Here is a 26422-nt window from a genome sequence, read left to right as displayed (position 1 = left end):
GCCACCTGGAGGTTCTTGACGTTGCCCGCGTTGATCTGGTCGAGCTTCGAATAGCGCGTGTTGGCGTAGTCGACCGTCTGCAGCACCTGCTCGGCCGGGTTCGCCAGATGCTTCATCAGATCGTCGTTCGCGATCGCCGGGCTGGTCGATGCGAGAGCGACGAGGAGCAGGTGCGGTCCAAGATCGAGATTCATCGCTCGGCAGCCTGATCTGCAAAATGAAAAGGCGCCGCCCGACCAGCGGGACAGCGCCTCGATCAATCATGGATCCCGATCGTCGGACGACGTTCAGGCCGCCTTCCTGTCCCGCCCGATCAGCTTGCGGTTGATCAGGAGCTCGGCGATCTGGACCGTGTTCAGGGCGGCGCCCTTGCGCAGGTTGTCCGAGACGCACCAGAAGTTCAGGCCGTTCTCCACCGTCGCGTCCTCGCGGATGCGGGAGATGTAGGTGGCGTCCTCGCCCGCCGCCTCGTGCGGGGTCATGTAGCCGCCGTTCTCGCGCTTATCGATCACCAGGATGCCGGGCGCCGAGCGCAGGATCGCGGTCGCCTCCTCGGCGGAGATCGGTCGCTCGAACTCGACGTTGACGGCCTCCGCGTGGCCGATGAACACCGGCACACGCACGGCGGTGGCCGTGAGCTTGATCTTGGGGTCGAGCATCTTCTTGGTCTCGGCGACCAGCTTCCACTCTTCCTTGGTGTAGCCGTCCTCCATGAACACGTCGATGTGCGGGATGACGTTGAAGGCGATGCGCTTGGTGAACTTCTCCTGCTTCACCTCGCCGGCCGTGAACACGGCGCGGGTCTGGTTGAACAGCTCGTCCATCGCGTCCTTGCCGGCGCCGGAGACCGACTGGTAGGTCGAGATCACCACGCGCTTGATCGTCGCCGCCTCGTGCAGCGGCTTCAGGGCGACCACGAGCTGCGCCGTCGAGCAGTTCGGGTTGGCGATGATGTTGCGCTTGGAGAAGCCGACCACCGCGTCGGCGTTCACCTCGGGCACGATCAGCGGCACGTCCGACTCGTAGCGGAACGCCGACGAGTTATCGATCACCACGCAGCCCTGCGCGCCGATGCGGGGCGACCACTCCTTGGAGGTCTCGCCGCCGGCCGACATCAGGCAGATGTCGGTGTCGGAGAAGTCGTAGGTGTCGAGGGCTTTGACCTTGAGGATCTTGTCGCCGAAGGAGACTTCCTGGCCCTGGCTGCGGCGCGAAGCCAGAGCCACGACCTCGTCGGCGGGGAAGGCCCGCTCGGCGAGGATGTCCAGCATCTCGCGGCCCACGTTCCCCGTGGCGCCGACGATGGCGACCTTGTAACCCATCTCGATCAGACTCCGCTTGCCGCGCGCGATCCCGGCATCCGCCGCCCGCGTCGGGCCATGACCCGCCGGCCCCGCGACGTCGCAAGGTGGGACCTGCGGAAGGCGGGAGCAAGGCGCCGGGGTCGCTCGCCTGTCAAGGGAGGCGGCGTCATGCCTCCCGCGCTTCGTCATGCATCCCCGCGGCAAGGTTCGATTCACCGCGTGCCGAGAAAGCCGGCCTCGGGCGGCGGATCGAAACCACCGGGGAGGGGATCCGGGCGGAGGATGCAGGCGCTTTCCCGAGGCGCGACCCCATCCGATGGCCACAGACGAGACGTTCCCCGGCCTCGCGCCCGCGGCGGCCACGCCGCGGCGGTGGCGGCTCGTCGCCTTCGCCGGCCGCGCGGTCGGCGCCGTGCTGACGATCGGCGCGCTGAGCGTGCTGTCCCGCGAGACGGCCCGGACGCGTCCGCCCGAGCCGGCGCCGGCCTCCGTCACGACCACCGATCTCGGGATCGCCTTCGTGCCGGCCATGACGCTCGCGCCACGGCCCGCCGTCCCGGCCGAGACGGCCGGGCGCCTGCGCCTCGACCTGGCGGGCGAGGCCGCCCGGATCGAACCGCGGCACGGCCCACAGGAGCAGACGCTGGGCCGCGGCGACTTCGCGGCGATCGAGGAGACGCATCTGCGCCTCACCCTGACGCGGGACGCCCCCGAGCCGCAGCCCGGCCTGTTCGTGACCCTGGCCCGGCGGGCGGCGGAGGGCCCGAACCTCTCGGTGATCCGGACCGGCCAGCGCGGGCGGATCGCCACGAAATTCGGTGCGGTCGAGACGCTGGAGGCGACGCTGTCGGGCGCGGGGCGCCGGATCTGCACCGGCTTCGTCACCCTGGAGGCCCAGCCGACGCGGATCGACGGCTGGCTCTGTGCGCCCCTCGGGCAGCCGCCCGAGCCGCGCACGCTCGCCTGCACCCTCGACGCGCTCACCCTCGACGCGCGCGCCGACCCGGCCACGAGCGCGGTCTTCGCCGACGCGGAGGGCCGCCGCGACGCTAACTGCGACCCGATCCGGGCGCTGTCGTCCGGGGAGCCGGAAGGCCGCACCGGCTCGATCGTGCCGCGCCGCACGCCGCCCGCGCGGAAACCGCAGCATCCTTGAGCGAGCCCTTCGCGTGATCGGGGCGGCGAGCCCCTTTGCGCGATTGGGGCGACAATGCGGCAAAACACGCAAGCTGAGCCGTTTTTCCGGAACCGCGGCCGCGCTCGGGCGTCTACCCCGCAACAGGCACCGGATTCTTAATCTCTCGGCGCCATACCCGACCCCGCATTCAAACAAGGTGCGTCATGCGCTCGATCAAGATCGCCCTGCTGGGCGCCCTCGCCGTCACCGGCCTCGGCTTCACCGCGCCGGTCCAGGCCCAGGACGGTTACGCCCCGGGCTACCGCGTCAGCCGTCCGCTGCCGATCCGCATCCGCCCGCGCAGCTGGCTCGATGCCGGCAACGTCGTCGAGCCGGGCAACGGCTCGGTGAGCAACCCGGCCACCAACCCGGTCCTGATCGCGCAGTCGAACCAGCTCAACCCGGTCTACGGCCGCAACGACGGCTACGGCGGCGGCATCCTGCCCGACCCGATCACCAACGGCCCGTTCATCGGCGCCCGGTCGAGCGCGATCCGCAACGTCGACTTCTCGGCGATCGACGCGATCGATCCGACCTCCTACGTCGCGCGCTACGGCAACCCGTACTAAGCCGACACGGGACCTGGTCGATCGGGGCGCGCAGCACGAGCTGCGCGCCCTTTTTCATGCGTGGCGTCCCGCCGCCCAGGCCGCGCGGACGCGCAACTCGGACGCGATCAGCTCGGCCATCGCGCGGGTGCCGAGCACCGGGGCGCCGTCGCTCGCGATGTCGGCCGTGCGCGCGCCGCCGGCCAGCGCCGCGGTGATTGCGCCGTCGACGAGGTCGGCCGCCTCGCCGAGGCCGAACGAGTAGCGCAGACACATGGCGAGCGAGCCGATCATCGCGATCGGGTTGGCCTTGTCCTGGCCGGCGATGTCGGGCGCCGAGCCGTGCACCGGCTCGTAGAGCGCCTTCCGGGTCCCGCGCGCGTCGACCGCGCCGAGCGAGGCCGAGGGCAGCATCCCGAGCGAGCCGGTGAGCATGGCGGCGACGTCGGAGAGCACGTCGCCGAACAGGTTGTCCGTCACCAGCACGTCGAACTGCTTCGGGCGCCGCACCAGCTGCATCGCGCAGTTGTCGGCGAGCACGTGCTCCAGCGCGATTCCCGCGTAGTGGCGGGCGTGCACCTCGGTGACCACCTCCTTCCACAGCACGCCGGACTTCATCACGTTGTGCTTCTCGGCGGAGGCGACGCGGCCGGAGCGCTTGCCCGCGAGATCGAAGGCGACGTGCGCGATCCGCTCGATCTCGGCGGTGGTGTAGACCTGCGTGTCCACGGCCCGCTTCGAGCCGTCGGGCAGGGTGGTGATCTCCTTCGGCTCGCCGAAGTAGACGCCGCCGGTGAGCTCGCGCACGATCATGATGTCGAGGCCCTCGACCAGCTCGCGCTTGAGCGCCGAGGCGTCGGCCAGCGCCGGGTAGCAGATCGCCGGGCGCAGGTTCGCGAACAGGCCGAGGTCCTTGCGCAGCCGCAGCAGGCCGGCCTCGGGGCGGATCTCGTAGGCCACGCCGTTCCACTTCGGCCCGCCGACGGCCCCGAGCAGGATCGCGTCCGCCGCGTCGGCCTTGGCCAGCGTCGCATCCGAGAGCGGCTTGCCGTGGGCGTCGATGGCCGAGCCGCCGACGAGGTCGGTCTCGGTCTCGAAGGTGGCGAGCCCGGTCTCGGCCAGCGCCGTCAGCACCGTCTCGACGCCGGCCATCACCTCGGGGCCGATCCCGTCGCCGGGCAGGAGCAGGAGCTTGTAGGTGGTCATGGAGTTCGCCTCTTATCGATGGGTCGTTGAGAGCCGTAACGACTCACTTCGACCGGCCTTACCGATCTTCGACTGTCCCACCCCACTTCCGCATCCTGAGGCGATGGAGCGAAGCGGAGGCCTAGAGGGAACGCTCCAGAGATCGCGAGGGTGCTGGAGAACTCCTTCGAGGCCCGCTCACGCGGGCACCTCAGGATGAGGGCGTGGGTGGGACGATCCGATCGAACCGGCGCGAAACGCGCGCCCTGATTCGACCGCTTTGGAAACGTCACACCTTCCGCGCCACCGTAAACCGCGCAGCCTCGCACAGGGTCCGCGCCCGGTCGCCCCAGCGGGCCACCGCCTCCTCGCAGACGCCGACCAGCCGGTCGCACTCGGCCCGCGCGCCGTCGAGGCCGAGGCGGTCGACGAGGGTCGCCTTGCCGGCGTCCTTGTCCTTGCCGGTGGCCTTGCCCATCGCCTCCGGCGAGGCCTCGCGGTCGAGGATGTCGTCGGCGATCTGGAAGGCCTGGCCCAGCGCGAGGCCGTAGCGCAGCAGCGCGGCGCGCTCGTCCCGGGTGGCGCCGCCGACCATCGCGCCGGCCTCGACCGAGAAGGCGAGGATGGCGCCGGTCTTCATCGCCTGCATCCGCAGCGTGTCGTCCACGTCGAGGGAGACCGGGCCGAAGCGGCCTTCCGCCGTCAGGTCGAGCAGCTGGCCGCCGACCATGCCGCCCAAGCCCGAGGCGCGGGCGAGGCCGAGCACGAGGTCGGCACGGATCGACGGGTCGGGCTGCCAGGTCGGGTCGGCCACGATCTCGAAGGCCAGGGTCTGCAGCGCGTCGCCGACGAGGATCGCGGTGGCCTCGTCGTAGGCCTTGTGCACGGTCGGCTTGCCGCGGCGCATGTCGTCGTCGTCCATCGCCGGCATGTCGTCGTGGACGAGCGAGTAGCAGTGCACCAGCTCGACGCCGGCGCCGGCCGCGAGCGCGCCGGCCTCGGAGCCGCCGAGCATGCGCGCGGTCTCGACCGCGAGGAACGGGCGCAGGCGCTTGCCGCCGCCGAGCACCGCATGGCGCATCGCCTCCATCAGGCGGGGCGGGCGCGCGATCTCGCCCGGGCCGACCTCGGGGCCGAGGCGCTCGACCAGGAAGGTCTCCACCGTGTCGGCCACGCGGGCGAGCTTGTGGGAAAACCCGTCGCCGGCGGCTTGCGACTTGACCGGAGCGGGGTGAGCCTGCGTTGAGGTCATCGGGAACGGGCCTTGGCGGGAGTGGGACGCGACACGGTGCGGGCGGACGATAGCAAAGCGGCGCCGGGTCGCGACGCGCAGAGTACCGAGGCGCGGGACCTGAGGTCGCTGGGGCGCCCGCAGCTGCCGCCACCGTCGCGGCGGGTCCGGAAGCTCGTCGGGCGCATCCTGCTCGTCCCGGCGGTCGGGATCGTCCTCATGCTCGCGCTGGCGCTGCTCTATAGCGCGGTGACGCCGCCCTCAACCCTGATGCTCGGGCGATGGTTGACGCTGCAGCCGGTGGCTCGCGAGGCGGTGCCGCTGTCGGCGATCGCGCCGGCGCTGGTCCAGGCGGTGGTCGCCTCCGAGGACCAGCGCTTCTGCCTCGACAACGGGGTCGACGTCGGGGCCCTGCGCGACGTGGTCGACGACGAGGACGGCCCGAGCCGCGGCGCCTCGACGATCGCGATGCAGACGGTAAAGAACGTCTTCCTCTGGCCCGGCCGGTCCTACCTCCGCAAGGCGCTGGAGATCCCGCTCGCGTTTCTCCTCGACGCGCTCTGGGGCAAGCGGCGGATGATGGAGATCTACCTCAACGTCGCCGAGTGGGGCGACGGCGTCTACGGCGCGCAGGCCGCCGCCCGGCACTGGTTCGGCAAGAACGCCCGCGACCTCACCCGCGGCGAGGCGGCCCTGCTCGCCGCGACCCTGCCGAACCCGATCCGGCGCAGCGCCGGGCGGCCCTCGCGCGGGGTGCGGGCGCAGGCCGAGCGCATCCAGGGCCGGATGGGGCAGGTCGAGGGCCTGATGGGCTGCCTGAGGGGGTGAGTTTTTTCAGATCCCCGGTTCGCAGGCCGGCCCGATGCGGTTAGGGAGCGTGATCCGAACGAGAACGAGCGCCATGGCCGAGACCGGCACCACAGAGATCACCCTGGAGCGGATCGCCCTGATCCGCCGCCTCGTCGTCGGCTGGAACGCCGACGGGGCGGGCGCGCCGATGATCCACCCGGACGCGCCCTACGGCTCGACCGCGCGGGACGACGACATCGCCAACGTCACCGGCGACGACGAGGGGGCCGACGCGGAGCACCGGGCGGTCGGCGCGGCGTTCGCCGCCTTCGTCCGCCACGCGGCGCTCAAGCCCGGGCGCTACCAGTACCACAACCCCCTGGCCAAGCTCGATCCGGGCCGGGCCGGCGACGTGTTCCGCGACGCGGACGGCGCCACGCCGGAGCACATCACCTTCGACGTCACCGCCGAGCACCTCGCGCTGATCCCGCACCTCGCCGTGCGCTGGAGCGATGCGCTGGACGTGCCCTGCGTCGACGCGGAGGCGCCCTACGGCGCGACGCCGGTGCCGGATTCCGCCCTGCACCACGAGATCCAGCCGGCGCTGCAGATCTTCCTGCGCTACGCCGACATCGCGCCGGGCGACTACGCCTAGGCCGCGGTCGCCCGGCGGCTTCCCTCCCCCTTCGCGGGGGAGGGTGCAGGCCCTCAGGCGTCCCGCTTCTTGCGCTGCGCCAGGGTCCGCAGCCGCAGCGCGTTGAGCTTGATGAAGCCCGCCGCGTCGCGGTGGTCGTAGGCGACGGCGCCTTCCTCGAAGGTGACGAGGTCCTGGTCGTAGAGCGAGTGCGGGCTCGTCCGGCCGATGACGTGGACGCCGCCCTTGTAGAGCTTCAGCCGGACCTCGCCGGTGACCTTCTCCTGGCTCTTGTCGATCAGCGCCTGCAGCATCTCGCGCTCGGGCGAGAACCAGAAGCCGTTGTAGATCAGCTCCGCGTATTGCGGCATGATCTGGTCCTTCAGGTGCGCCGCGCCCCGGTCCAGCGTGATCGACTCGATCGCGCGGTGGGCCGGCAGCAGGATGGTGCCGCCGGGCGTCTCGTACATGCCGCGGCTCTTCATGCCGACGAAGCGGTTCTCGACGAGGTCGAGCCGGCCGATGCCGTTGTCGTGGCCGAGCTGGTTGAGCCTGGCCAGGAGCGAGGCCGGGGACAGCGCCTCGCCGTCGATGGAGACCGCGTCGCCCTTCTCGAAGCCGACGGTGATGATCGTCGGCGTGTCGGGCGCCTCCTCGGGCGAGAGCGTGCGCGAGAAGACGTAGTCCGGCACCTCGTCGGCCGGGTCCTCCAGCACCTTGCCCTCGGAGGAGGCGTGCAGGAGGTTGGCGTCCACCGAGAACGGGCTCTCGCCGCGCTTGTCCTTGGCGATCGGGATCTGATGCGCTTCCGCGAAGGCGATCAGCTGCTCGCGGCTCTTCAGGTCCCATTCGCGCCAGGGGGCGATGACCGTCACGTCGGGCTTCAGGGCGTAGTAGCCGAGCTCGAACCGGACCTGGTCGTTGCCCTTGCCGGTGGCGCCGTGGCAGACCGCGTCGGCGCCGAGGCGCTCGGCGATCTCGATCTGCTTCTTGGCGATCAGCGGCCGGGCGATCGAGGTGCCGAGCAGGTAGACGCCCTCGTAGACCGCGTTGGCGCGGAACATCGGGAACACGTAGTCCCGCACGAATTCCTCGCGCAGGTCCTCGATGAAGATGTTCTCCGGCTTGATCCCGAGCAGCTCCGCCTTGCGGCGGGCCGGCTCCAGCTCCTCGCCCTGCCCGAGATCGGCGGTGAAGGTGATCACCTCGCAGCCGTAGGTCGTCTGCAGCCATTTCAGGATGATCGAGGTGTCGAGGCCGCCGGAATAGGCCAGCACCACCTTGTTCACGGGCTTCTTGTCGGGCTCGGACATGCGGACCTTCGGGTGTTCGCGGCGATGGGCAGGGGCGAGGGACTTGGGGCGAGGGCCTCGGGCGACGGACCGAAGGCGAGGGGCCAAGGGCGGCGGGCCGGGGGTTGCGGCGGCTTATCGCGCCGTCCCGAAGCCTGCAACCGGAACGGCCTGCAACCGGCATGCCGGGACGGACGTTCGATCAGGCGTGCGGGGCGTCGCGGACCCTCGTCCACGCGCCCGAGGCCGCCTCGCTCCCGACACCGACGGGTGCGAGATTTGCGTGCCGACATCCAGACCCGGAGAAGCGATCACCATGGCGCGCCAGCCGACCCTCGAGTTCTGGTACGAGTTCGCTTCGACCTATTCCTACCTCGCCGCCGCCCGGATCGAGGGACTGGCCGCGGCGGCCGGCGTCGCCGTGCGCTGGCGCCCGTTCCTGGTCGGGCCGATCTTCGCCTCGCAGGGCTGGACCAGCTCCCCCTTCAACCTCTACCCGGCCAAGGGCCGGAACATGTGGCGCGATTTGGAGCGCGAAGCCGCGCGCTGCGGCCTGCCGCCCGTGCGCCGCCCCGATCCGTTCCCGCAGAACAGCCTCAGCGCGACCCGCGCCGCGATCCTCGGGCAGGACCAGGACTGGCTGGTGCCGTTCTCGAAGGCGGTGTTCGAATCCTGCTTCGCGCACGGCCGCTCGATCGCGGAGCCCGCGGCGGTGGTCGAGATCCTCAACGGCCTCGGCCTCGACGGGACGCAGCAGCTCAAGGCGGCGGCGAGCGAGGCCAACAAGACCAAGCTCCGCGTCGTCGGCGAGGAGGCACGCTCGCGCGGCATCTTCGGCGCCCCGACCTTCCTGACCGACGACGGCGAGCTCTTCTGGGGCAACGACCGGCTCGAGCAGGCGCTGGCCTGGGCCGCCGGCGAGCGGCCGGGCGACATGCGCTGACGAGAATTCGCGCCGAACGGATCCCGCGGCGAAACAATCCGGCCGAAGGCCCCGACATCGCCTGAATCGCCGGGCTGATGCGCGGGCTCGACACCGCCGCACGGACGCCGCCATGCCCTTGACCCGCCGCCACCTCCTCGCGACCTCGGCCGCCGCCGGCGTCGCCCTCACCGGGGCCGCCCGCGCCCAGTCCTACGGGCAGCGGGTCGCGGTGACGAGCGACGAGGGCAGGGCGGTCGCCAACTCGGTGCTGCCCGGCGAGATCACCGGGCAGATCGCGTCCCTGCGCGGCGTCACGTATGTCGGCCCGCGCGAGGCCGAGACGACGCTGTACGAGTTCTTCGACTTCAACTGCCCCTACTGCCGCAAGGCCGCCGCCGACGTGATCGCGCTGCACGCCGCCGATCCGGCGCTTCGGATCGGCCTGGTGCAGAACCCGATCCTGTCGCCGCAATCGGCGCAGGCCGCCAAGGTCGCGCTGGCCGTCCAGCGCAAGCTCGGCTCCGAGGCCGCCTGGGCCTTCTACGGCCAGCTGCTCGGCAAGCCCGGCAAGATCGACGGCCCCGGCGCGCTCGCCGCCGGCACCGCGCTCGGCATCGCCGGCCCGGATCTGGAAACGATCGCCGACGGCGACGAGGTCCGCGAAGCGCTCAAGAGCCAGATGCGGATCGCGGCCGATCTCGGCCTCTACGCGACCCCGTCCTACGTGCTCGGCAATGCCGGCATCCTCGGCCATCCGGGCGCGCGCGCGATGGCGAAGATGATCGCCGCCACGCGCCGGTGCGATCGCCTCGCCTGCTGATCGACACCTGCGGATCGCGGCTTTCGCGCAAGCTCGGCCGGGGCGCCGCAGCCGGCCGATCGCCTTGCGCGGCTCCGGTTGCCATGCTAGGCGGTCGCCGCGCCGGCCGAGGGATCTTCATGGTCCCCGACCGCCCGGCACAATCCCATTTCCCGACGGTCTCCGGCCCGGCGCCCTCAGTACGGCGCAGCCCGGTCGGAACCGAAGGGCCAAGGAACAAGAGAGAGCGACGGGTGGCGCAGAACGGTTCCGAGGGTTCCCCGGTCGGCGGCGTGTCGGGTCGATACGCCTCCGCCCTGTTCGATCTCGCCCGTGACGAGCGTCAGGTCGATGCGACGGCCGAGGGCCTGGAGCGCTTCGACGCCCTGCTCAAGGAGAGCGCCGACCTCCGCCGCCTCGTGCGCAGCCCGGTCTTCTCCGGCGAGGAGCAGGCCGCCGCGATCGGCGCGATCCTCGAGAAGGCCGGCATCACCGGCCTGGCCGCCAACTTCATCCGCCTCTCGGCCGCCAACCGCCGCCTGTTCGCGCTGCCCGGCATGATCTCCGCCTTCCGCAGCCTGGTGCGCGAGTCGAAGGGCATCGTCCGCGCCGAGGTCCGGGTGGCGGAGCGTCCCTCCGACGCGGTGCTGGAAGAGATCAAGGCGAGCTTGCGCGACGTCGCCAAGTCCGAGATCGACCTCGACCTGCACGTCGACCCCAGCCTGATCGGCGGCCTCATCGTCAAGATGGGCTCGCGCATGGTCGACGCCTCGCTCCGGACCAAGCTCAACGGCATCCGTCTCGCGATGCGGGAAGCGCGCTAGGCCGTCCGACAGGACGCTCCGGCTCCCGCCATCACACGTAAACACCTGATTCGAACGAACTGAAGGGCCCGACGATGGACATCCGCGCCGCCGAGATCTCCGCGATCCTGAAAGACCAGATCAAGAACTTCGGCGAGGAAGCCGAAGTCTCCGAGGTCGGCCAGGTCCTGTCCGTTGGCGACGGCATCGCCCGCGCCTACGGCCTCGACAACGTCCAGGCCGGCGAGATGGTCGAGTTCGAGTCGGGCGTGCGCGGCATGGCGCTCAACCTCGAGCAGGACAACGTCGGCATCGTGATCTTCGGCTCCGATCGCGACATCAAGGAAGGCCAGACCGTCAAGCGCACCGGCGCGATCGTGGACGTGCCGGTCGGCAAGGCCCTGCTCGGCCGCGTCGTGGACGGGCTCGGCAACCCGATCGACGGCAAGGGCCCGATCCAGTCGACCGAGCGTCGCCGCGTCGACGTGAAGGCGCCGGGCATCATCCCGCGCAAGTCGGTGCACGAGCCGATGGCGACTGGCCTCAAGGCCGTCGACGCCCTGATTCCGGTCGGCCGCGGCCAGCGCGAGCTGATCATCGGCGATCGCCAGACCGGCAAGACCGCGATCGTGCTCGACACGATCCTGAACCAGAAGCCCGGCCACGCCGCGGGCGGCGACGAGACCTCGAAGCTCTACTGCATCTACGTCGCGATCGGCCAGAAGCGCTCCACCGTCGCCCAGTTCGTGAAGGTCCTCGAGGACCAGGGCGCGATGGAGTACTCGATCGTCATCGCCGCCACCGCCTCGGACGCCGCGCCGATGCAGTTCATCGCGCCGTTCGCCGGCTGCGCCATGGGCGAGTACTTCCGCGACAACGGCATGCACGCCGTGATCTCGTACGACGATCTCTCCAAGCAGGCCGTGGCCTACCGCCAGATGTCGCTGCTGCTGCGCCGCCCGCCGGGCCGCGAGGCCTATCCCGGCGACGTGTTCTACCTGCACTCGCGCCTGCTCGAGCGCGCCGCCAAGATGGGCGATGCCGCCGGCAACGGCTCGCTGACCGCCCTTCCGGTCATCGAGACCCAGGCCAACGACGTCTCGGCCTACATCCCGACCAACGTGATCTCGATCACCGACGGCCAGATCTTCCTGGAGACCGACCTGTTCTACCAGGGCATCCGCCCGGCGGTGAACGTCGGCCTCTCGGTCTCGCGCGTCGGCTCCTCGGCCCAGACCAAGGCGATGAAGAAGGTCGCCGGCAAGATCAAGGGCGAGCTGGCGCAGTACCGCGAGATGGCGGCCTTCGCCCAGTTCGGCTCGGATCTGGACGCCTCGACCCAGCAGCTGCTCAACCGCGGCTCGCGCCTCACCGAGCTCCTGAAGCAGCCGCAATTCTCGCCGCTGAAGATGGAAGAGCAGGTCGCGGTGATCTACGCCGGCGTCAACGGCTACCTCGACAAGATGCCGGTGGCGAAGGTCCGCCCGTTCGAGGACGCGCTGCTCTCCGCGCTGCGCTCCAAGCACGCCGACCTGCTCTCCACCATCCGCGACTCGAAGGACCTGTCGGACGACAGCGCCGCCAAGCTGAAGAGCGTGGTCGAGGGCGTGGCCAAGTCGCTCGCGAACTGAGAACCCGCCGCATCGGGCGCCCGGCGACGGGCGCCCGGTCGTGAACAGGCCCTGAGAGACCGGACCACCCGATGGCGAGTTTGAAGGATCTGCGCAACCGCATCACTTCGGTGAAGGCGACGCAGAAGATCACCAAGGCGATGCAGATGGTCGCCGCCGCGAAGCTGCGGCGCGCCCAGACGGCCGCCGAGAGCGGCCGGCCCTACGCCGAGAAGATGGCGGCCGTGCTCGGCAACCTCGCCGGGAACCTCGTCGGCGGCGTCGGCGCCCCGAAGCTTCTGGCCGGCACCGGCAAGGACCAGACGCACCTGCTGATCGTCTGCACCGGCGACCGAGGCCTGTGCGGCGCCTTCAACTCGTCGATCGCGCGCCTGGCGCGGGCCCATGCCGACAAGCTCACGGCCGAGGGCAAGACCGTCAAGATGATGACGGTCGGCAAGAAGGGCCTCGACCAGCTGCGCCGCCAGTTCCGCGAGCAGATCGTCGAGAGCCAGGACATCCGCGGCAACCGCCCGGTGGACTACCCCTTCGCCGCCGAGATCGCCGACAAGATCCTGACCCGGTACGAGGCCGGCGAGTTCGACGTCGCGATGCTGTTCTTCTCCGAGTTCCGTTCGGTGATCTCGCAGATCCCGACGGCGCAGCGGCTGATCCCGGCGGAGCTGCCCGAGGGCGTGGCCAGCACCACCGGCGCGCCAGCCGACTCGGCCCTGGAGTTCGAGCCGTCCGAGGAAGCGATCCTCGAGACGCTGCTGCCGAAGAACCTCACGGTCCAGGTCTACCGGGCGCTCCTGGAGAACGCGGCCTCCGAGCAGGGCGCCCGCATGAGCGCCATGGATTCCGCGACCCGCAACGCGGGCGAGATGATCAAGAAGCAGACGCTGATCTACAACCGCACGCGTCAGGCGATGATCACCAAGGAACTCATCGAGATCATCTCGGGCGCCGAAGCCCTCTAAGCGCCCTCACCGGCGCACCGACCGCATACCTTTCAAGGGCACGCAATCATGGCAAACACCGCTCTCCCCGGCGCCGGCTCCAACAAGGTCGGCAAGATTACCCAGGTCATCGGCCCCGTCGTCGACGTCCAGTTCGACGGCCACCTGCCGGAAATCCTGAACGCGCTCGAGACCAAGAACAACGGCGCCCGCCTCGTTCTCGAAGTCGCCGCCCAGCTCGGCGAGAGCACTGTGCGCTGCATCGCGATGGACACTTCCGAGGGCCTGACCCGCGGGCAGGAATGCACGGACACGGGTTCGCCGATCATGGTGCCGGTCGGCCACAACACGCTCGGCCGCATCATGAACGTCATCGGCGAGCCGATCGACGAGGCCGGCCCGATCCAGTCCGACAGCCTGCGCGCCATCCACCAGCCGGCGCCGGACTACACCGACCAGTCGACCGAGTCGCAGATCCTCGTCACCGGCATCAAGGTGGTCGACCTGCTCGCTCCCTACGCCAAGGGCGGCAAGATCGGCCTGTTCGGCGGCGCCGGCGTCGGCAAGACCGTGCTGATCATGGAGCTGATCAACAATATCGCCAAGGTGCACTCGGGCTACTCGGTCTTCGCCGGTGTCGGCGAGCGCACCCGCGAGGGCAACGATCTCTACCACGAGATGATCGAGTCCAAGGTCAACATGGACCCGAAGGAGCATAACGGCTCGGCCGAGGGCTCCAAGTGCGCGCTGGTCTACGGCCAGATGAACGAGTCGCCCGGTGCCCGCTCGCGCGTCGCGCTCACCGGCCTCACCATCGCCGAGGACTTCCGCGACCAGGGCCAGGACGTGCTGTTCTTCGTGGACAACATCTTCCGCTTCACCCAGGCCGGCTCGGAAGTGTCGGCGCTGCTCGGCCGCATCCCGTCCGCGGTGGGCTACCAGCCGACGCTGGCCACCGACATGGGCGCCTTGCAGGAGCGCATCACCACCACCAACAAGGGCTCGATCACCTCGGTGCAGGCGATCTACGTGCCGGCCGACGATCTGACCGATCCTGCGCCCGCCGCCTCCTTCGCCCACCTCGACGCGACCACGACGCTGTCGCGCTCGATCGCCGAGAAGGGCATCTACCCGGCGGTGGACCCGCTCGACTCGACCTCGCGCATGCTCTCGCCGGCGATCCTCGGCGAGGAGCACTACGAGGTGGCCCGCAAGGTCCAGCAGACGCTGCAGCGCTACAAGTCGCTCCAGGACATCATCGCCATCCTCGGGATGGACGAGCTGTCGGAAGAGGACAAGCTGACCGTGGCCCGCGCCCGCAAGATCGAGCGCTTCTTCTCGCAGCCGTTCTCGGTGGCCGAGATCTTCACCGGCTCGCCGGGCATCCAGGTGCCGCTGGAAGACACCATCAAGGGCTTCAAGGGCCTCGTCGAGGGCAAGTACGACGACCTGCCGGAGGCGGCCTTCTACATGGTCGGCACCATCGAGGACGCCCAGGCCAAGGCCAAGAAGCTGAAGGCCGCCTGAGGTCTTGAACGGCAAGATCGTCCTTCTGGTCGTCGGCCTCCTGGCCGGCGGCCTCGTCGGCTACGTCACGCGGCCCGAGGCGGCCGAGCTCAAGATCGGGCCGCTCTCGGTCGAGGTGCAGGGCGACCGCCCGGCCGGTACCCGGGGCGGCGAGCTGACCACCGGTCAGATGCAGCATATCGGCCTGTTCGCCGGCATCGGCGCTCTGGTCGGCTTCGGCCTCGGCTTCGCCACGGACCGGCGCAGGGCCTAACCTCTCAGGTCGGCACGCAGCCTTCAGCAGGCCGCGTGCCGGGAATGACAAACGTCGGGATTCCGAGCGCATGGACACCTTCCACTTCGATTTCGTCGGCCCCGAGCGGTCGCTGTATTCCGGCGAGGTCGAGTCGGTGCAGCTTCCCGGCACCGAGGGCGAGATGACCGTCCTCGCCGGCCACGCTCCGGTGCTGACCTCGCTCCGCGTCGGCGTGATCGTGGTCACCGAGCGCACCAACAGCGGCAAGCGCATCTACGTCCGCGGCGGCTTCGCCGACATCGGCCCGACCGGGGTGACGGTGCTGGCCGAGCGCGCGGCGCCGATCGAGGAGCTGACCCCGGAATCTCTCGACCGCGACATCGAGGCGGCCGAGCTGCAGCGCGACGCCACCGAGGACCTGCAGAAGCGCGAGGAGCTGAACGGCCAGATCGTGCAGCTCCAGGAGACCAAGAACCTCCTCAAGCTCTGAGCCGTTCGCCGCTCTCGGCCGAGGCTCCCGAAGCCCGCTCGAACCGCCGTCACCGGTGCGGTTCGGCGGGCTTTTCCATGTCGAGGACGTGCGCGATCAGCGCCTCGGCCGCTTCCGGGCCGACGGGACAGCCCTGGTCGAGCCAGCGCCGGCGCGCCGCCGTCAAGGCGAGCCCGATCCGCGGCCCGGCCGGGATGCCGCGGGCGACGAGGATCGCGCCGGTCACCGGCAGGACCGGGGCCGGGCCGTCCTTCATGTCCCTCCAGGCAGCCGCGGCGTCGGCCCCGATCACCGGCCGCGGCTCGCCGGCGACGACGGCCAGCGCCGCCCCCAGGGCCGCCGGTCCGTGCTCGGCCGCGAGCGCCCGCAGCGCCGGAATGTCGATCACGGCCCGGGTCTTCAAGGCGGCTAGGGCGCGGGCATAAGCATCGAGGGCGACGTGCTCGGCCTTGGACAGGCGCAGGCTCTCGGCGAGGCGCTCGGCATCCGCCCGCGTCGTCACGGAAAGGGCGGCGAGCCGGTGGATCGTCGGAGCGCCGGCCGCGATCGCGCGCGACAGACGCCCCCTCTCGGCGACGCCCCCGGTGATGCGGGCCAGGAGGCCGGTCTCGGCGAGGACATCGACCGCCTCGAGCGCATGCGGCGCGGCTAGAAGCTTCAGGAATTCCGATCGCACGCGCTCCCGCGACAGGCCGTCGAGGGCCGCCCGCGCGGCGATGCAGGCGGCGAGCGCGTCCGCGTCCGGTCGGCCCTCGCCGAAGCGGGCATGGAAGCGGAAGAACCGGAGGATGCGCAGGGCGTCCTCGCGGATCCGGGTCGCGGGGTCCCCGATGAAGCGGACGCGGGCGGCCGCGAGGTCGGCGCGGCCGCCGGTGGTGTCGTGCAGCGTGCCGTCGGCCCCGAGCGAGAGCGCGTTGACCGTGAAGTCCCGCCGCTCGGCGTCGCGCACGAAGTCGCGGCCGAAGCGGACGACCGCGTGCCGCCCGTCGGTCTCGACGTCCTCGCGCAGGGTCGTGACCTCGACCGGTCGGCCGGCGACGACCAGCGTGACGGTGCCGTGCTCGATCCCGGTCGGAACCGCCTTGAGGCCCGCCGCCTGCGCGCGGGCGATCACGGCGTCGGGCAGCAGCGTCGTCGCCAGGTCGATGTCGGCGGCGTCGATCCCGAGGAGCGCGTCGCGGACGCAGCCGCCGACGAGGCGGGTCTCCTCGCTGGCCTGGTCCAGGGCGCCGAGCGCCGCCCGCACCTCCGGCCTGGCGAGCAGCCGTGCCGGGCCCTCGGGGTCGAGGCTGCGCATCAGCGGAACTCGCCCGGCACCAGGCGGCCGTTCTCCATGTGGGTCGGCACGAAGCCGGCGGCATGGCGCTCGGAGAACAGGCCCGAGGCGACCATCGAGGCGATCACCACGGCCAAGCCGGCCAGGACGAGGCGGAAGGCCTGCGCGTCCCAGTGCGCCCGCTGCAGCGGGTTGCGGCCGACGAGCAGCAGGTAGGCGAAGAACAGCCCGAAGGGCAGCAGGAAGAGCCCGAACTCCTCCACGAAGCGACGCAGCATGGCACCCGATCGTTGGGCGCGGGCGATCCCCGCGCGGCTTAAGATTGGGCCTTCGGCCGCCCGAAATCGAGCCGTTCGGCGAGGTTGTGCAGGATGCCCGCTGTCACACCCCAGATCAGCCGCTCGCCGTAGGGGAGGGCGTAGAATCGCCGCTCGCGCCCCTGCCACACCCGTATCCGCAGCTCGTAGCGCGCGCGGTCGGCAAGCACCGCCAAGGGCACATCGAAGATCGCGTCGACCTCGGCCGGGTTCGGCGCGAGGCGCGCCTCCGGGTCGATCAGACCGATCACCGGCGCCACCAGGAACCCGGTGCCGGACAGGTAGGGATCGAGGTAGCCCAGCATCCGCACGCGCTCCGGCGACAGGCCGATCTCCTCCTCGGCCTCGCGCAAGGCCGCCGCGTGCGGGCTCGCATCGGTCGGGTCGATCTTGCCGCCGGGCAGCGCGACCTGGCCGGAATGGTCGCGCAGGTGGGCGGCGCGCTGCGTCAGCACGATCGCGAGGCCGGCGTCGCGCGCGACGACCGGCACCAGCACGGCCGCCCGGCGATGGGGCGGCGGCGGGATCACGGCGCTGCCGTCGGGCTCCAGGCTGTGGTCGCCGCGCGGGTTCGAGGTCGGGTCGTCCGGCCCGGGCGGGTCGCGCGCGAGACGCGCTTCGGCGCGCGCCAGGAAGTCGGCGAGGTCCGCGTCGCGGGTCGGGCTGCCCACGATGCTCACGCCGCATCGGCCGGGGCGATGCGGTGGAAGCGGCCGCCGGCGGCGATCCCGAGCCAGGGGGCGCCGTCGAGGTCGCGTTCCTCGGCAAGGGCGACGAGGTCGTAGGTGAGCGCCCGCGTCACCAGCGCCCAGAGGCCGCGGCGGACGTGGAGATAGGGCTTGAGCGCCCCGGCCTCGCCTTGCGCGAAGCGGAGCTCGTGCTCGGCGTCGACGGGCACGAGGTCGTCGACGTTGGTGCGGAAGCTGATGCGGCGCGCCTCGCTCGCGCCGTCGACCGCCATCTCGACGGCGACGAAGGCCGCATCCTCCACCACGATCGAGACCTTCTCCACCGGCGTGACCAGGACGGTGGTGCCGTCGGGCTCGCGCCGCAGGATCGAGGCGAAGAGCTTGACCATCTTCGGGCGGCGGATCGGCGTGCCCGCGTGGAACCACGTGCCGTCGGCGGCGATGCGCATGTCGATCGCCCCGCAATCGGGCGGGTTCCAGGTCTCGACCGGCGGCAGGCCGCGCCTGGGCAGGTCGGCCAGGGCCGCGCCGAGGCGGCTCAGGGTCGGATCGTCTAAGATGGTCATGGCGCTCTCAGATAGCGTCGCCGGTCGGTCCGGGAACGGGGGGCGCCTCCGGGCGCCGGCGCAGGATCTTCCAGACGCCGGAGGCGACGCCGACGACGCGCGCCGCGTGCCGAAGCTCGCAGCGCAGGAAGACAAGCGAGCCGGTGCGCTTGATCACCTCCGGCGCCACGGTGATCCAGTCGCCCAGCCGCGCGGTGTCGACGAACTGCATCTCCATCTGGATCGTCACGCAGTTCGCCCCGTCGGCCGCCCGCATCGCGGTCTCGCCCAGCGCCCGGTCGGCGAAGCTCATCAGCATCCCGCCGTGGACGACGCCGATCAGGTTGGCGTGCTTGTCGGCGGCCCGGAACGCGTAGGCGCCGTCGCGGACGTAGACCGGGCCGACATGGGCGATGAAGCCGGTGTCGTGGATCGGCGTCCAGCCGTCGCCCTCGGGCTGCCCGGCTTCGGGATTCTGCGGTTCTTCGGTCGGCATGCGGGCGGAGTCTCGATCTCGCGGCGGGCGGTGGCGCCCGGCTTCGTGTCACGGTCGCATCGCGCCCGCCGCCTGTCACCTGTCACCTGTTACCTGCCGTTCGCGCTCATGTGCCGCGCGGCTTGGCGCGGCGGGTCGGCGGCGCTTCCAGCGGGTTCTCCGGCCAGGGGTGGCGCGGATAGCGGCCGCGCATCTCGGTGCGCACGGCGCTCCAGGAGCCGCGCCAGAAGCCCGGGAGGTCGCGGGTGATCTGCACCGGACGGTGGCCGGGCGAGAGCAGGTGGAGCACGAGCGGCGCCCGGCCGATGGTCGGATGCGTCGCCAGCCCGAACAGCTCCTGCACCCGCACGGCCAGGACGGGGCCGCCCTCGGCCTCGTAGTCGATCGGGATCCGCGAGCCGGTCGGCACCTCGACATGGGTCGGCGCCTCGGCGTCGAGGCGAGCCCGGAGGGGCCAGGGCAGCAACCCCTGCAGCGCCTCGCCGAGGTCGCTGGCGGTGACGGCGTCGAGGCCGAGGCGGCCGAGGAGGGCGGGCGCGAGCCAGTCCTCGACCGTCCCGGCGAGGGCGCCGTCCGCCAGATCGGGCCAGTCGCCGCCTTCCGCCGCGCGCAGGAACGCGATGCGGGCGCGCCACTGCGTTAGCGCCGGGGTCCAGGGCAGGCGCTCGAGGCCGAGCCCGGCGATGCCGCGGGCGAGGACCTTGGCCGAGTCGAGATCCGGCGGAACCGGGCGCGTGCGCTCGCCGAGCGTGACGGCGCCGAGACGGCGCAGGCTGCGGGCCCGCAGCGCCCGTGCCGCGGCGTCGAAGGTCACCTGCGTGACGCCCTCGATCCGGTCGGCGAAGCCGGCCTCGATTGCGTCGAGGTCTATCGCGGCGGCGGCGAGGATGCGGGCGTTGCCGGCGGCGCCGACGATGTCGGCGACGACGAGGAACGGCTCGCGGGCGAGCGGGGAGGCGGGGTCGAGGCGCCCGGCCCGGCCGTTGGCCATCACGAACTCGCCCTCGCGCCCGCGCGCCTTCGCGACCCGGTCGGGATAGGCCAGCGCCAGCAACGATCCGGCGTTCGGCTCGGGAGCCCCGCGATCGCCGGATGCGGCGGCCGACCGTGCCCAGCCCTGTGCCATCCGGCGCATGTCGGCCGCGCGCTGCCCGCGGTCGCGACGGAAGCGCTCGACCCGGTCGGCGAGGTCGACCGCGTCGCCGCCGAGGCCGCGCTCGACCAGTACGGCGGCCAGGTCGGCGGCGGCCGCCGCTGCGCCGAGGCCGGCGGCGGCGACCACCATGCAGGCGAGCCGCGGCGGCAGGGGGAGGGCGCGCAGGCGCCGCCCGGTCTCGGTGAGGCGCCCGTCCGCGTCGATCGCATCGAGGTCGCGCAGCATCGCGCGCGCCTCTTTCAGGGCGGGCGCCGGCGGCGGGTCGAGGAAGGCGAGGGTGCCGGGATCGGTCACGCCCCACTCGGCGCAATCGAGCACGAGGCCGGCCAGGTCCGCCGAGACGATCTCGGGGCGGGTGAACGGCTCGAGCGCGCTGGTTCCGGCCTCGGCCCAGAGCCGCCAGCACACGCCGGGCTCGGTCCGGCCCGCGCGGCCGCGGCGCTGGTCGACCGAGGCGCGGGAGGCGCGCGCGGTCACCAGCCGGGTCAGCCCGAGCCCGGGTTCGTAGACCGGCACCCGCGCGAGGCCGGAATCGACCACGATGCGCACGCCCTCGATCGTCAGCGAGGTCTCGGCGATGCTGGTGGCCAGCACCACCTTGCGTGCGCCGGGTGCGGCCGGCGACACCGCCCGGTCCTGCTCGGCCGGCATCAGCGCGCCGTAGAGCGGCGCGACCGCGACCTCGGGCCCGACGCGGCCTTCCAGCGCCGCGGCGACGCGGCGGATCTCGCCCTGGCCCGGCAAGAAGGCCAGGACCGAACCCGGATCGGCCCGCAGCGCACGCAGAATCGCGTCCGTCATCGCGTCCTCGATCCGGCGGTTCGGATCGCAGTCGGCGTAGCGGGTCTCCACCGGAAAGGCGCGTCCCTCGGACGCCACGACCGGCGCGTCGCCGAGCAGGCGCGCGACGCGGGCGCCGTCGAGCGTCGCCGACATGACCAGGATGCGCAGGTCGTCGCGCAAGCCGGCCTGCGCGTCGAGGGCGAGGGCGAGGCCGAAATCGGCATCGAGCGAGCGCTCGTGGAATTCGTCGAACAGCACCGCGCCGATGCCGGACAGTTCCGGGTCGTCGAGGATCATGCGGCCGAAGACCCCCTCGGTCACGACCTCGATCCGGGTGCGGCCCGAGATCTTCGAGCCGAGCCGGACGCGCAGGCCGACGGTGTCGCCGACGCGCTCGCCCAGGGTGCCGGCCATGCGATCGGCCGCGGCACGCGCAGCGAGACGGCGCGGTTCCAGCACGATGATCTTGCCGGAGCCGAGCCAGGGCGCGTCGAGGAGGTCGAGCGGCACCCGCGTCGTCTTGCCGGCACCCGGCGGAGCGACCAGCACGGCGGCGTTCGAGGATGCCAGCGCCGCGCGCAGGGCGGGAAGCGCCGCATCGATCGGCAGGGGGCTGAGCGGGGACAGAGCAGACGTCGGGGCGGATGGCATCGCGATCGTCCTACCGTGACGATCGGGCGGCGTTACGATTCAAGCCCGCGAACAATCCCGATTTACCCAAGAAATTAATCCCCCTTCGACGGCACGATTCCACGGCCGATGCCTGGAACGACTTGAGGCGCTTGAACTTATAGCCCGGCAGCGCATGAGCGCGGACTGGAGAATTCTTGATGACACGTCTTTCCTTGACCCTTGCGACCGGACTGCTTCTCGGCGGCCTCGGCCTGGGGTCGATCTCCGTCTCCGCCGCGCCCGCGATGCCGCAGGCCGGCATCGTCGCCGGCAGCACGACAGACGCGGTCGCCTATCGCCGCCACTACCGTCATCACCACTCCACCAAGGCCGAGCGCATGATGCGCCGCCGCAATACCATGCGCCACGGGAACCCGAATGCGCGCAACCCGGCGATGCGCGGCTACCAGCAGAACCTCGGCAACACGGTCGGCGGCCCGCGCTACTGATCGATCCGCCTCGGAGCGATGCGAGGAAGCCGGCGCCCCATGGCGCCGGCTTCCTTCGTTCGTTGCGTCGCCGGCAGCGTCCGGCCTTCTCCCCAGCGATCCGGCGGGCAGCCGCTGATCAAACCCGGACGCGTCTGCTAAGAGCCGTCTCATGGCCCGCAGCTCAGCCCGAAACCTCGCCGACGTCGCCGGATCAGGCACCGCGGAGGTCGCCGGCCCGACGCCGATGATGGCGCAGTACATCGAGATCAAGGCCGCCAACCCGGACTGCCTGCTGTTCTACCGGATGGGCGACTTCTACGAGCTGTTCTTCTCCGATGCCGAGACGGCCTCGCGGGCGCTCGGCATCGTCCTGACCAAGCGCGGCAAGCACGGCGGCGCCGACATCCCGATGTGCGGCGTGCCGGTGGAGCGCGCCGACGACTATCTGAGCCGGCTGATCGGGCTCGGGCACCGGGTCGCGGTCTGCGAGCAGACCGAGGATCCGGCCGAGGCCAAGCGCCGGGGCCCGAAATCGGTGGTCCGCCGCGAGGTCGTGCGCCTCGTCACCCCCGGCACCATCACCGAGGACCGCCTGCTCGATCCGGGCAGCGCCAACCTGCTTCTGGCGGTCGGCCGTCGCAAGGTCTCGGACACGGCCTTCGCCTACGGGCTCGCGGCGATCGACATCTCCACCGGGCGCTTCGCCCTGAGCGAGGTTGCGGGCGCCGACCTCGCCGGCGCGATCGCCCGCCACGATCCGCGCGAGATCGTCCTGTCGGAGGCCATCCACACCGATCCGGCGCTCGCCCGGCTCTGGGCCGAGACGCGGGCGGCGGTGGTGCCCCTGGCCCAGGCGGAGCTCGAGCCGGCCTCGGCCGAGCGCCGCATCCGCGAGCAGTACGGCGTCGCGACGCTCGACGGCTTCGGCGCCTTCACCCGCGCCGAGATCGCCGCCGCCGGAGCGGCGCTGCTCTACGTCGCGCGCACCCAGCTCGCCGCCCGCGCGCCCCTGAGCGTGCCGACCCGCGAGGAGGCCGGGACGACGCTGGCGATCGACGCGGCGACGCGCGCGAACCTCGAGCTCACGCGCACGCTCTCGGGCGAGCGGGCGGGCAGCCTCCTCGACGCGATCGACCGGACCGTCTCGGCCAACGGCGCGCGGCTCCTGGCCGAGCATCTGGCCGGGCCGCTCACCGACCTCGCCGCCATCGCGCGGCGACACGAGGCGGTGGCGCGGCTGGTGGAGGATCGCGCCCTGCGCGCGACGCTGCGCGACGCGCTCGCCCGCGCGCCCGACCTCGCCCGCGCGCTGGCCCGCACCGGCCTCGGCCGAGCCGGCCCGCGCGACCTCGCCGCGATCCGCGACGGGCTCGACGTGGCGCTGGCGCTCGGCGCGCGCCTGTCGGACGGACGCGACCTGCCGGAGGATCTGGCGCGGCTCTCCGGCATCCTCGCCCGCGCCGATCGCGATCTGCTCGACATGCTGCGCGCGAGCCTCGCCGACGAGCTGCCGCTGAACCGCCGCGACGGCGGATACGTCCGCGCCGGCTACCATCCCGACATCGACGAGGCCCGCCTGCTCGGGAGCGACTCGCGCAAGGTCGTGGCGGCCCTGCAGGCGCGCTACGCCGAGGAGACCGGGTGCCGCACGCTGCGGATCAAGCACAACGGCCTGCTCGGCTACTTCATCGAGGTGCCGCAATCGGTCGGCGAAGCCTGCCTGAAGGGCCTGATGCGCGACTTCGTGCATCGCCAGACCATGGTCGACGCCATGCGCTTCACCAGCGTCGAGCTCGGCGCGCTGGAGCAGAAGATCTCCGGGGCCGCCGAGCGGGCGCTCGCCCTGGAAGGTGCCGTCTTCGACGACCTCGCCGCCCGCATCGTCGCGCAGGCCGAGGCGATCGGCGGCATAGCCGAGGCCCTGGCCGCCCTCGACGTGGCCGCGAGCCACGCCGAGCTTGCGGTGGAGCTCGACTGGCGCCGGCCGCAGGTCGACGCGTCGCTGAGCTTCGTCATCGCGGGCGGCCGCCATCCGGTGGTCGAAGCGGCCCTGCGCAAATCCGGCGCGGCCTTCATCGCCAACGATTGCGACCTCTCGGGCGAGGGGCGCGGCCGCATCCGGCTGATCACCGGCCCGAACATGGGCGGCAAGTCGACCTACCTGCGCCAGAACGCCCTGATCGCCGTGCTCGCGCAGATCGGCGCCTTCGTGCCGGCGCTCCAGGCCCGGATCGGCCGCGTCGACCGCCTGTTCTCCCGGGTCGGCGCCGCCGACGACCTCGCGCGCGGGCAATCGACCTTCATGGTCGAGATGGTCGAGACGGCCGCGATCCTGAACCAGGCGACCCGGCACTCGCTGGTGATCCTGGACGAGATCGGGCGCGGAACCGCGACCTATGACGGGCTCTCGATCGCCTGGGCCTGCCTCGAGCACCTGCACGAGACGAACGCCTGCCGCGCGCTGTTCGCCACCCATTTCCACGAGCTGACCGCCCTGGGCCAGCGGCTGGCGCGGCTCGACAACGCCACCCTGAAGGTCGCCGAGCACCGGGACGGCGTGGTCTTCCTGCACGAGGTGGTGCCGGGGGTGGCGGAGCGCAGCTACGGGCTCCAGGTGGCGCGGATCGCGGGCCTTCCGGGCAGCGTCGTCGCGCGGGCCGGCGCGATCCTGAAGGGGCTGGAGAAGGCCGAGCGCGAGCGCCCCAGCCGTCCGCGCATCGACGACCTGCCGTTGTTCGCGAGCCTCGCGCCGCCCCCTCTGCCGGAACCGGCGGTCGAGGCGGACGACGCGCTCGGCCTGCTGCTGGACGCGATCGACCCGGACGCGCTGACGCCGCGCGAGGCGATGGAGGCGCTCTACCGGCTCAAGCGCGAGCGCGAGGCGGCCGCCGGCTGAGCCCGGCTCAACCGGGCGCGCGGAAGAACCCGTCCGGGCAGGGCGGGGCCGGGACGCGCCCGGCGCGGCAGCCGGCCACGTAGTCGAGGGTGCTCGCCACGACCCGCTCGGAATAGGGCTTGGAGATCACGCCGAAGGCGCCCGCGAAGTCGTCGGGGATGCGCTTGGCGTTGGCGGTCATGAACACCACCGTCGTGCGCGGGTCGGCGCTGAGCGCGCGGGCGACGTCGACGCCGGTCGGCCCGTCGACGAGGTGGATGTCGACGAGCGCGATGTCGGGTGCGGTGGACTGCCCGAGCGCGATCGCCTCGGTCGAGCTGGCGGCGATGCCGACCGTGACGTAGCCGAGGTCGTCGAGCAGGAACTCGAGCTCGAGGGCGATCAGCGCCTCGTCCTCGACCACGAGGATGCGCAGGGCCGGGGCGCTCACGCGTCCTCCGCCAGGGGAATGTCGATCTCGACGACGGTGCCCGGCGCCCGATCGCGCCACGTGATCGTGCCGCGCAGCTGCCGCACCACCATCTCGACGAGGTTCCGGCCGAAGCCCGCCGGGTTCACCGGCCCCGCATCGAGGCCGACGCCGTCGTCCTCGATCGTGAGGTGCATGCCGGCATCGGTGCGCTGCGCGGTGATGCCGATGCGACCGCTCCGGTTCTCGGGAAAGGCGTGGCGGACGGCGTTGGTCGCCAGCTCGTGGATCATAAGGGCGAGCGGCGCGGCCATCGCGGCGGAGACGGCGATCGAGTCGATCCGCGCCTCGACCCGGGTCCGCTCCGCATCGAGCCCGGCGTTGAGATCGGACAGGAAGTCGTCGGTGAAGTCCGACAGGTTGAACTTGGTGACGTCGCCGGCCGAGTAGAGCATGCGGTGGGCGGTCGAGAGCGCGCCGATGCGCTCGGCCATGCTCGAGAGCGCATCGCGCGCCTCGCCCTCGGGCGTGCGCCGGGCCTTCAGCAGCATCAGCGACGAGATCACCTGGAGGTTGTTCTTGACCCGGTGATCGACCTCGTGGAGCAGGGCGGTCTTCTGCTCGAGGGCCGCCTGCAGGTCGGCGGTGCGCTGCCCGACCTGGCGCTCCAGCTCGTCGTTGGTGCCGCGCATCGCCTGCTCGACGGTGCGCTTGTCGGTCATGTCGGCCTGCGCGGCGAAGAAGAACGTCACCCGTCCGTCGGCGTTTCGCACCGGGTTGACGGTCATGCTGTTCCAGAAGGCGGTGCCGTCCTTGCGGTAGTTCAGGAGCTCGCACTCGATCGGCTCGGCCGCCTCGAGCGCGGCGCGCAGGCGCGCGACCTCCGACGCGTCCGTGCCGGCGCCCTGCAGCATCCGGCAATTGCGCCCGAGAAGCTCGTCGCGGTCATAGCCGGTCAGCTTCAGGAAGGCCTCGTTCACCCAGACGATCGGGTTGTTGTCGTGCGTCGCCCCCGTGAGCAGCATCGGCGTCGGGCTCGAATCGAACGCCCGCGCGAATGTCGCCGGAGCGAGCGGATAATCCGCCTGATCGCTGGTCTCCATCATCCTGTAACCGATCGGTACGCGAGGAGCCTCGAGGCAGGGATGGCCCCCGCGCCGGGCCAGCGCGGCAGACCGTTGCGAGCGGAACGGCTACGCTCGCATCATCCGAACAGGTACGCAGGGGCAAGGTTCCCGACCCGT

At 71.6% G+C, this 26422-nt stretch carries 26 protein-coding genes and 1 pseudogene; 14 read left to right on the top strand and 13 right to left on the bottom strand.

Annotation, left to right across the window (positions count from 1 at the left end):
* Positions 1-194 (bottom strand): annotated as a pseudogene (locus tag MKK60_RS16910) (PQQ-dependent dehydrogenase, methanol/ethanol family); the annotation flags it as partial.
* Positions 195-287: 93 nt separating this feature from the next.
* Positions 288-1322: an aspartate-semialdehyde dehydrogenase gene (locus MKK60_RS16905; protein ID WP_147729787.1), complete on the bottom strand. Its 1035-nt coding sequence runs from the start codon at positions 1320-1322 to the stop codon at positions 288-290.
* Positions 1323-1620: 298 nt separating this feature from the next.
* Here MKK60_RS16905 and MKK60_RS16900 point away from each other — a divergent pair, with 298 nt between their 5' ends.
* Both MKK60_RS16900 and MKK60_RS16895 read left to right on the top strand, forming a co-directional pair.
* Positions 1621-2460 (top strand): hypothetical protein, encoded by an 840-nt coding sequence (locus MKK60_RS16900; protein ID WP_243987513.1) that lies wholly within the window; start codon positions 1621-1623, stop codon positions 2458-2460.
* A gap of 185 nt (positions 2461-2645) precedes the next feature.
* Positions 2646-3050 carry a hypothetical protein gene (locus MKK60_RS16895; protein WP_147729876.1) on the top strand — a complete coding sequence of 135 codons (405 nt, stop codon included), beginning with the start codon at positions 2646-2648 and terminating at the stop codon, positions 3048-3050.
* A gap of 54 nt (positions 3051-3104) precedes the next feature.
* On the opposite strand, the gene leuB is transcribed toward MKK60_RS16895, so the two are convergent.
* Positions 3105-4235: a 3-isopropylmalate dehydrogenase gene (gene leuB / locus MKK60_RS16890; RefSeq protein ID WP_243987511.1), complete on the bottom strand. Its 1131-nt coding sequence runs from the start codon at positions 4233-4235 to the stop codon at positions 3105-3107.
* 268 nt (positions 4236-4503) lie between these two features.
* The gene (locus tag MKK60_RS16885) at positions 4504-5466 is read right to left on the bottom strand and encodes a polyprenyl synthetase family protein (protein WP_147728945.1); all 963 of its coding nucleotides are present in this window, start codon (positions 5464-5466) and stop codon (positions 4504-4506) included.
* A 198-nt stretch (positions 5467-5664) separates the two neighbouring features.
* Here MKK60_RS16885 and mtgA point away from each other — a divergent pair, with 198 nt between their 5' ends.
* Positions 5665-6273 (top strand): monofunctional biosynthetic peptidoglycan transglycosylase, encoded by a 609-nt coding sequence (mtgA, locus tag MKK60_RS16880; RefSeq protein ID WP_405044393.1) that lies wholly within the window; start codon positions 5665-5667, stop codon positions 6271-6273.
* 73 nt (positions 6274-6346) lie between these two features.
* A complete protein-coding gene (locus MKK60_RS16875) occupies positions 6347-6889 on the top strand; it encodes a hypothetical protein (RefSeq protein ID WP_243987504.1) in 543 nt (180 codons plus the stop codon).
* 53 nt (positions 6890-6942) lie between these two features.
* Here MKK60_RS16875 and MKK60_RS16870 read toward each other — a convergent pair whose 3' ends face one another.
* Complete coding sequence (locus MKK60_RS16870) at positions 6943-8181, bottom strand: argininosuccinate synthase (RefSeq protein WP_147729302.1); 1239 nt, start codon at positions 8179-8181, stop codon at positions 6943-6945.
* Positions 8182-8476: 295 nt separating this feature from the next.
* On the opposite strand from MKK60_RS16870, the gene MKK60_RS16865 reads away from it, so the two are divergent.
* From MKK60_RS16865 to MKK60_RS16830, 8 genes are all read left to right on the top strand, one after another.
* Positions 8477-9103, top strand: a complete 627-nt coding sequence (locus tag MKK60_RS16865; RefSeq protein WP_147729303.1) for a 2-hydroxychromene-2-carboxylate isomerase — start codon at positions 8477-8479, stop codon at positions 9101-9103.
* 112 nt (positions 9104-9215) lie between these two features.
* Complete coding sequence (locus tag MKK60_RS16860; RefSeq protein ID WP_243987502.1) at positions 9216-9905, top strand: DsbA family protein; 690 nt, start codon at positions 9216-9218, stop codon at positions 9903-9905.
* A gap of 233 nt (positions 9906-10138) precedes the next feature.
* Positions 10139-10708 carry a F0F1 ATP synthase subunit delta gene (locus MKK60_RS16855; RefSeq protein WP_243987495.1) on the top strand — a complete coding sequence of 190 codons (570 nt, stop codon included), beginning with the start codon at positions 10139-10141 and terminating at the stop codon, positions 10706-10708.
* A 74-nt stretch (positions 10709-10782) separates the two neighbouring features.
* Positions 10783-12318 carry a F0F1 ATP synthase subunit alpha gene (atpA, locus tag MKK60_RS16850; protein WP_147728192.1) on the top strand — a complete coding sequence of 512 codons (1536 nt, stop codon included), beginning with the start codon at positions 10783-10785 and terminating at the stop codon, positions 12316-12318.
* Positions 12319-12389: 71 nt separating this feature from the next.
* The gene (locus MKK60_RS16845; protein WP_243987493.1) at positions 12390-13277 is read left to right on the top strand and encodes a F0F1 ATP synthase subunit gamma; all 888 of its coding nucleotides are present in this window, start codon (positions 12390-12392) and stop codon (positions 13275-13277) included.
* Between the two features lie 48 nt (positions 13278-13325).
* Positions 13326-14783 carry a F0F1 ATP synthase subunit beta gene (gene atpD, locus MKK60_RS16840; protein ID WP_147728190.1) on the top strand — a complete coding sequence of 486 codons (1458 nt, stop codon included), beginning with the start codon at positions 13326-13328 and terminating at the stop codon, positions 14781-14783.
* Between the two features lie 4 nt (positions 14784-14787).
* Positions 14788-15036, top strand: a complete 249-nt coding sequence (locus tag MKK60_RS16835) for a hypothetical protein (protein WP_243987491.1) — start codon at positions 14788-14790, stop codon at positions 15034-15036.
* 70 nt (positions 15037-15106) lie between these two features.
* Entirely contained in the window at positions 15107-15508 is a 402-nt protein-coding gene (locus MKK60_RS16830) for a F0F1 ATP synthase subunit epsilon (protein WP_243987489.1), read from the top strand.
* A 49-nt stretch (positions 15509-15557) separates the two neighbouring features.
* On the opposite strand, the gene MKK60_RS16825 is transcribed toward MKK60_RS16830, so the two are convergent.
* From MKK60_RS16825 to hrpB, 6 genes are all read right to left on the bottom strand, one after another.
* Complete coding sequence (locus MKK60_RS16825) at positions 15558-16805, bottom strand: CCA tRNA nucleotidyltransferase (protein WP_243987482.1); 1248 nt, start codon at positions 16803-16805, stop codon at positions 15558-15560.
* Positions 16805-17062 carry a DUF6111 family protein gene (locus MKK60_RS16820; protein ID WP_147843531.1) on the bottom strand — a complete coding sequence of 86 codons (258 nt, stop codon included), beginning with the start codon at positions 17060-17062 and terminating at the stop codon, positions 16805-16807. The genes MKK60_RS16825 and MKK60_RS16820 overlap by 1 nt, the downstream gene beginning before the upstream one ends.
* Positions 17063-17100: 38 nt before the next feature.
* Positions 17101-17781 carry a CoA pyrophosphatase gene (locus tag MKK60_RS16815; RefSeq protein ID WP_243987480.1) on the bottom strand — a complete coding sequence of 227 codons (681 nt, stop codon included), beginning with the start codon at positions 17779-17781 and terminating at the stop codon, positions 17101-17103.
* On the bottom strand, positions 17778-18356 hold the full coding sequence (locus tag MKK60_RS16810; protein ID WP_243987478.1) for a DUF1285 domain-containing protein: 579 nt from the start codon (positions 18354-18356) through the stop codon (positions 17778-17780). The genes MKK60_RS16815 and MKK60_RS16810 overlap by 4 nt, the downstream gene beginning before the upstream one ends.
* 7 nt (positions 18357-18363) lie before the next feature.
* Positions 18364-18831, bottom strand: a complete 468-nt coding sequence (locus MKK60_RS16805; protein ID WP_147844603.1) for a PaaI family thioesterase — start codon at positions 18829-18831, stop codon at positions 18364-18366.
* Between the two features lie 106 nt (positions 18832-18937).
* On the bottom strand, positions 18938-21421 hold the full coding sequence (gene hrpB, locus MKK60_RS16800) for an ATP-dependent helicase HrpB (RefSeq protein ID WP_243987476.1): 2484 nt from the start codon (positions 21419-21421) through the stop codon (positions 18938-18940).
* Positions 21422-21600: 179 nt separating this feature from the next.
* Between hrpB and MKK60_RS16795 the strand changes: the two genes are divergently transcribed.
* Positions 21601-21891, top strand: a complete 291-nt coding sequence (locus MKK60_RS16795) for a hypothetical protein (protein WP_147729502.1) — start codon at positions 21601-21603, stop codon at positions 21889-21891.
* A gap of 226 nt (positions 21892-22117) precedes the next feature.
* The gene (gene mutS, locus MKK60_RS16790; protein ID WP_409567418.1) at positions 22118-24769 is read left to right on the top strand and encodes a DNA mismatch repair protein MutS; all 2652 of its coding nucleotides are present in this window, start codon (positions 22118-22120) and stop codon (positions 24767-24769) included.
* Between the two features lie 7 nt (positions 24770-24776).
* Here mutS and MKK60_RS16785 read toward each other — a convergent pair whose 3' ends face one another.
* Both MKK60_RS16785 and MKK60_RS16780 read right to left on the bottom strand, forming a co-directional pair.
* Positions 24777-25199 (bottom strand): response regulator, encoded by a 423-nt coding sequence (locus MKK60_RS16785; protein WP_243946688.1) that lies wholly within the window; start codon positions 25197-25199, stop codon positions 24777-24779.
* Positions 25196-26284, bottom strand: coding sequence for a PAS domain-containing protein (locus tag MKK60_RS16780; protein ID WP_147842084.1), 1089 nt, complete (start codon positions 26282-26284; stop codon positions 25196-25198). Before MKK60_RS16780 ends, MKK60_RS16785 begins: the two co-directional genes overlap by 4 nt.
* Between the last annotated feature and the right edge of the window lie 138 nt (positions 26285-26422).

Origin of the sequence: Methylobacterium sp. J-092 (genome assembly GCF_022829325.1) — a bacterium.
In the GTDB taxonomy this organism is placed as follows: Bacteria; Pseudomonadota; Alphaproteobacteria; order Rhizobiales; family Beijerinckiaceae; genus Methylobacterium.
Note: the sequence above shows the minus strand (reverse complement) of the source record. Positions and strands in the feature narration are given on the sequence as shown.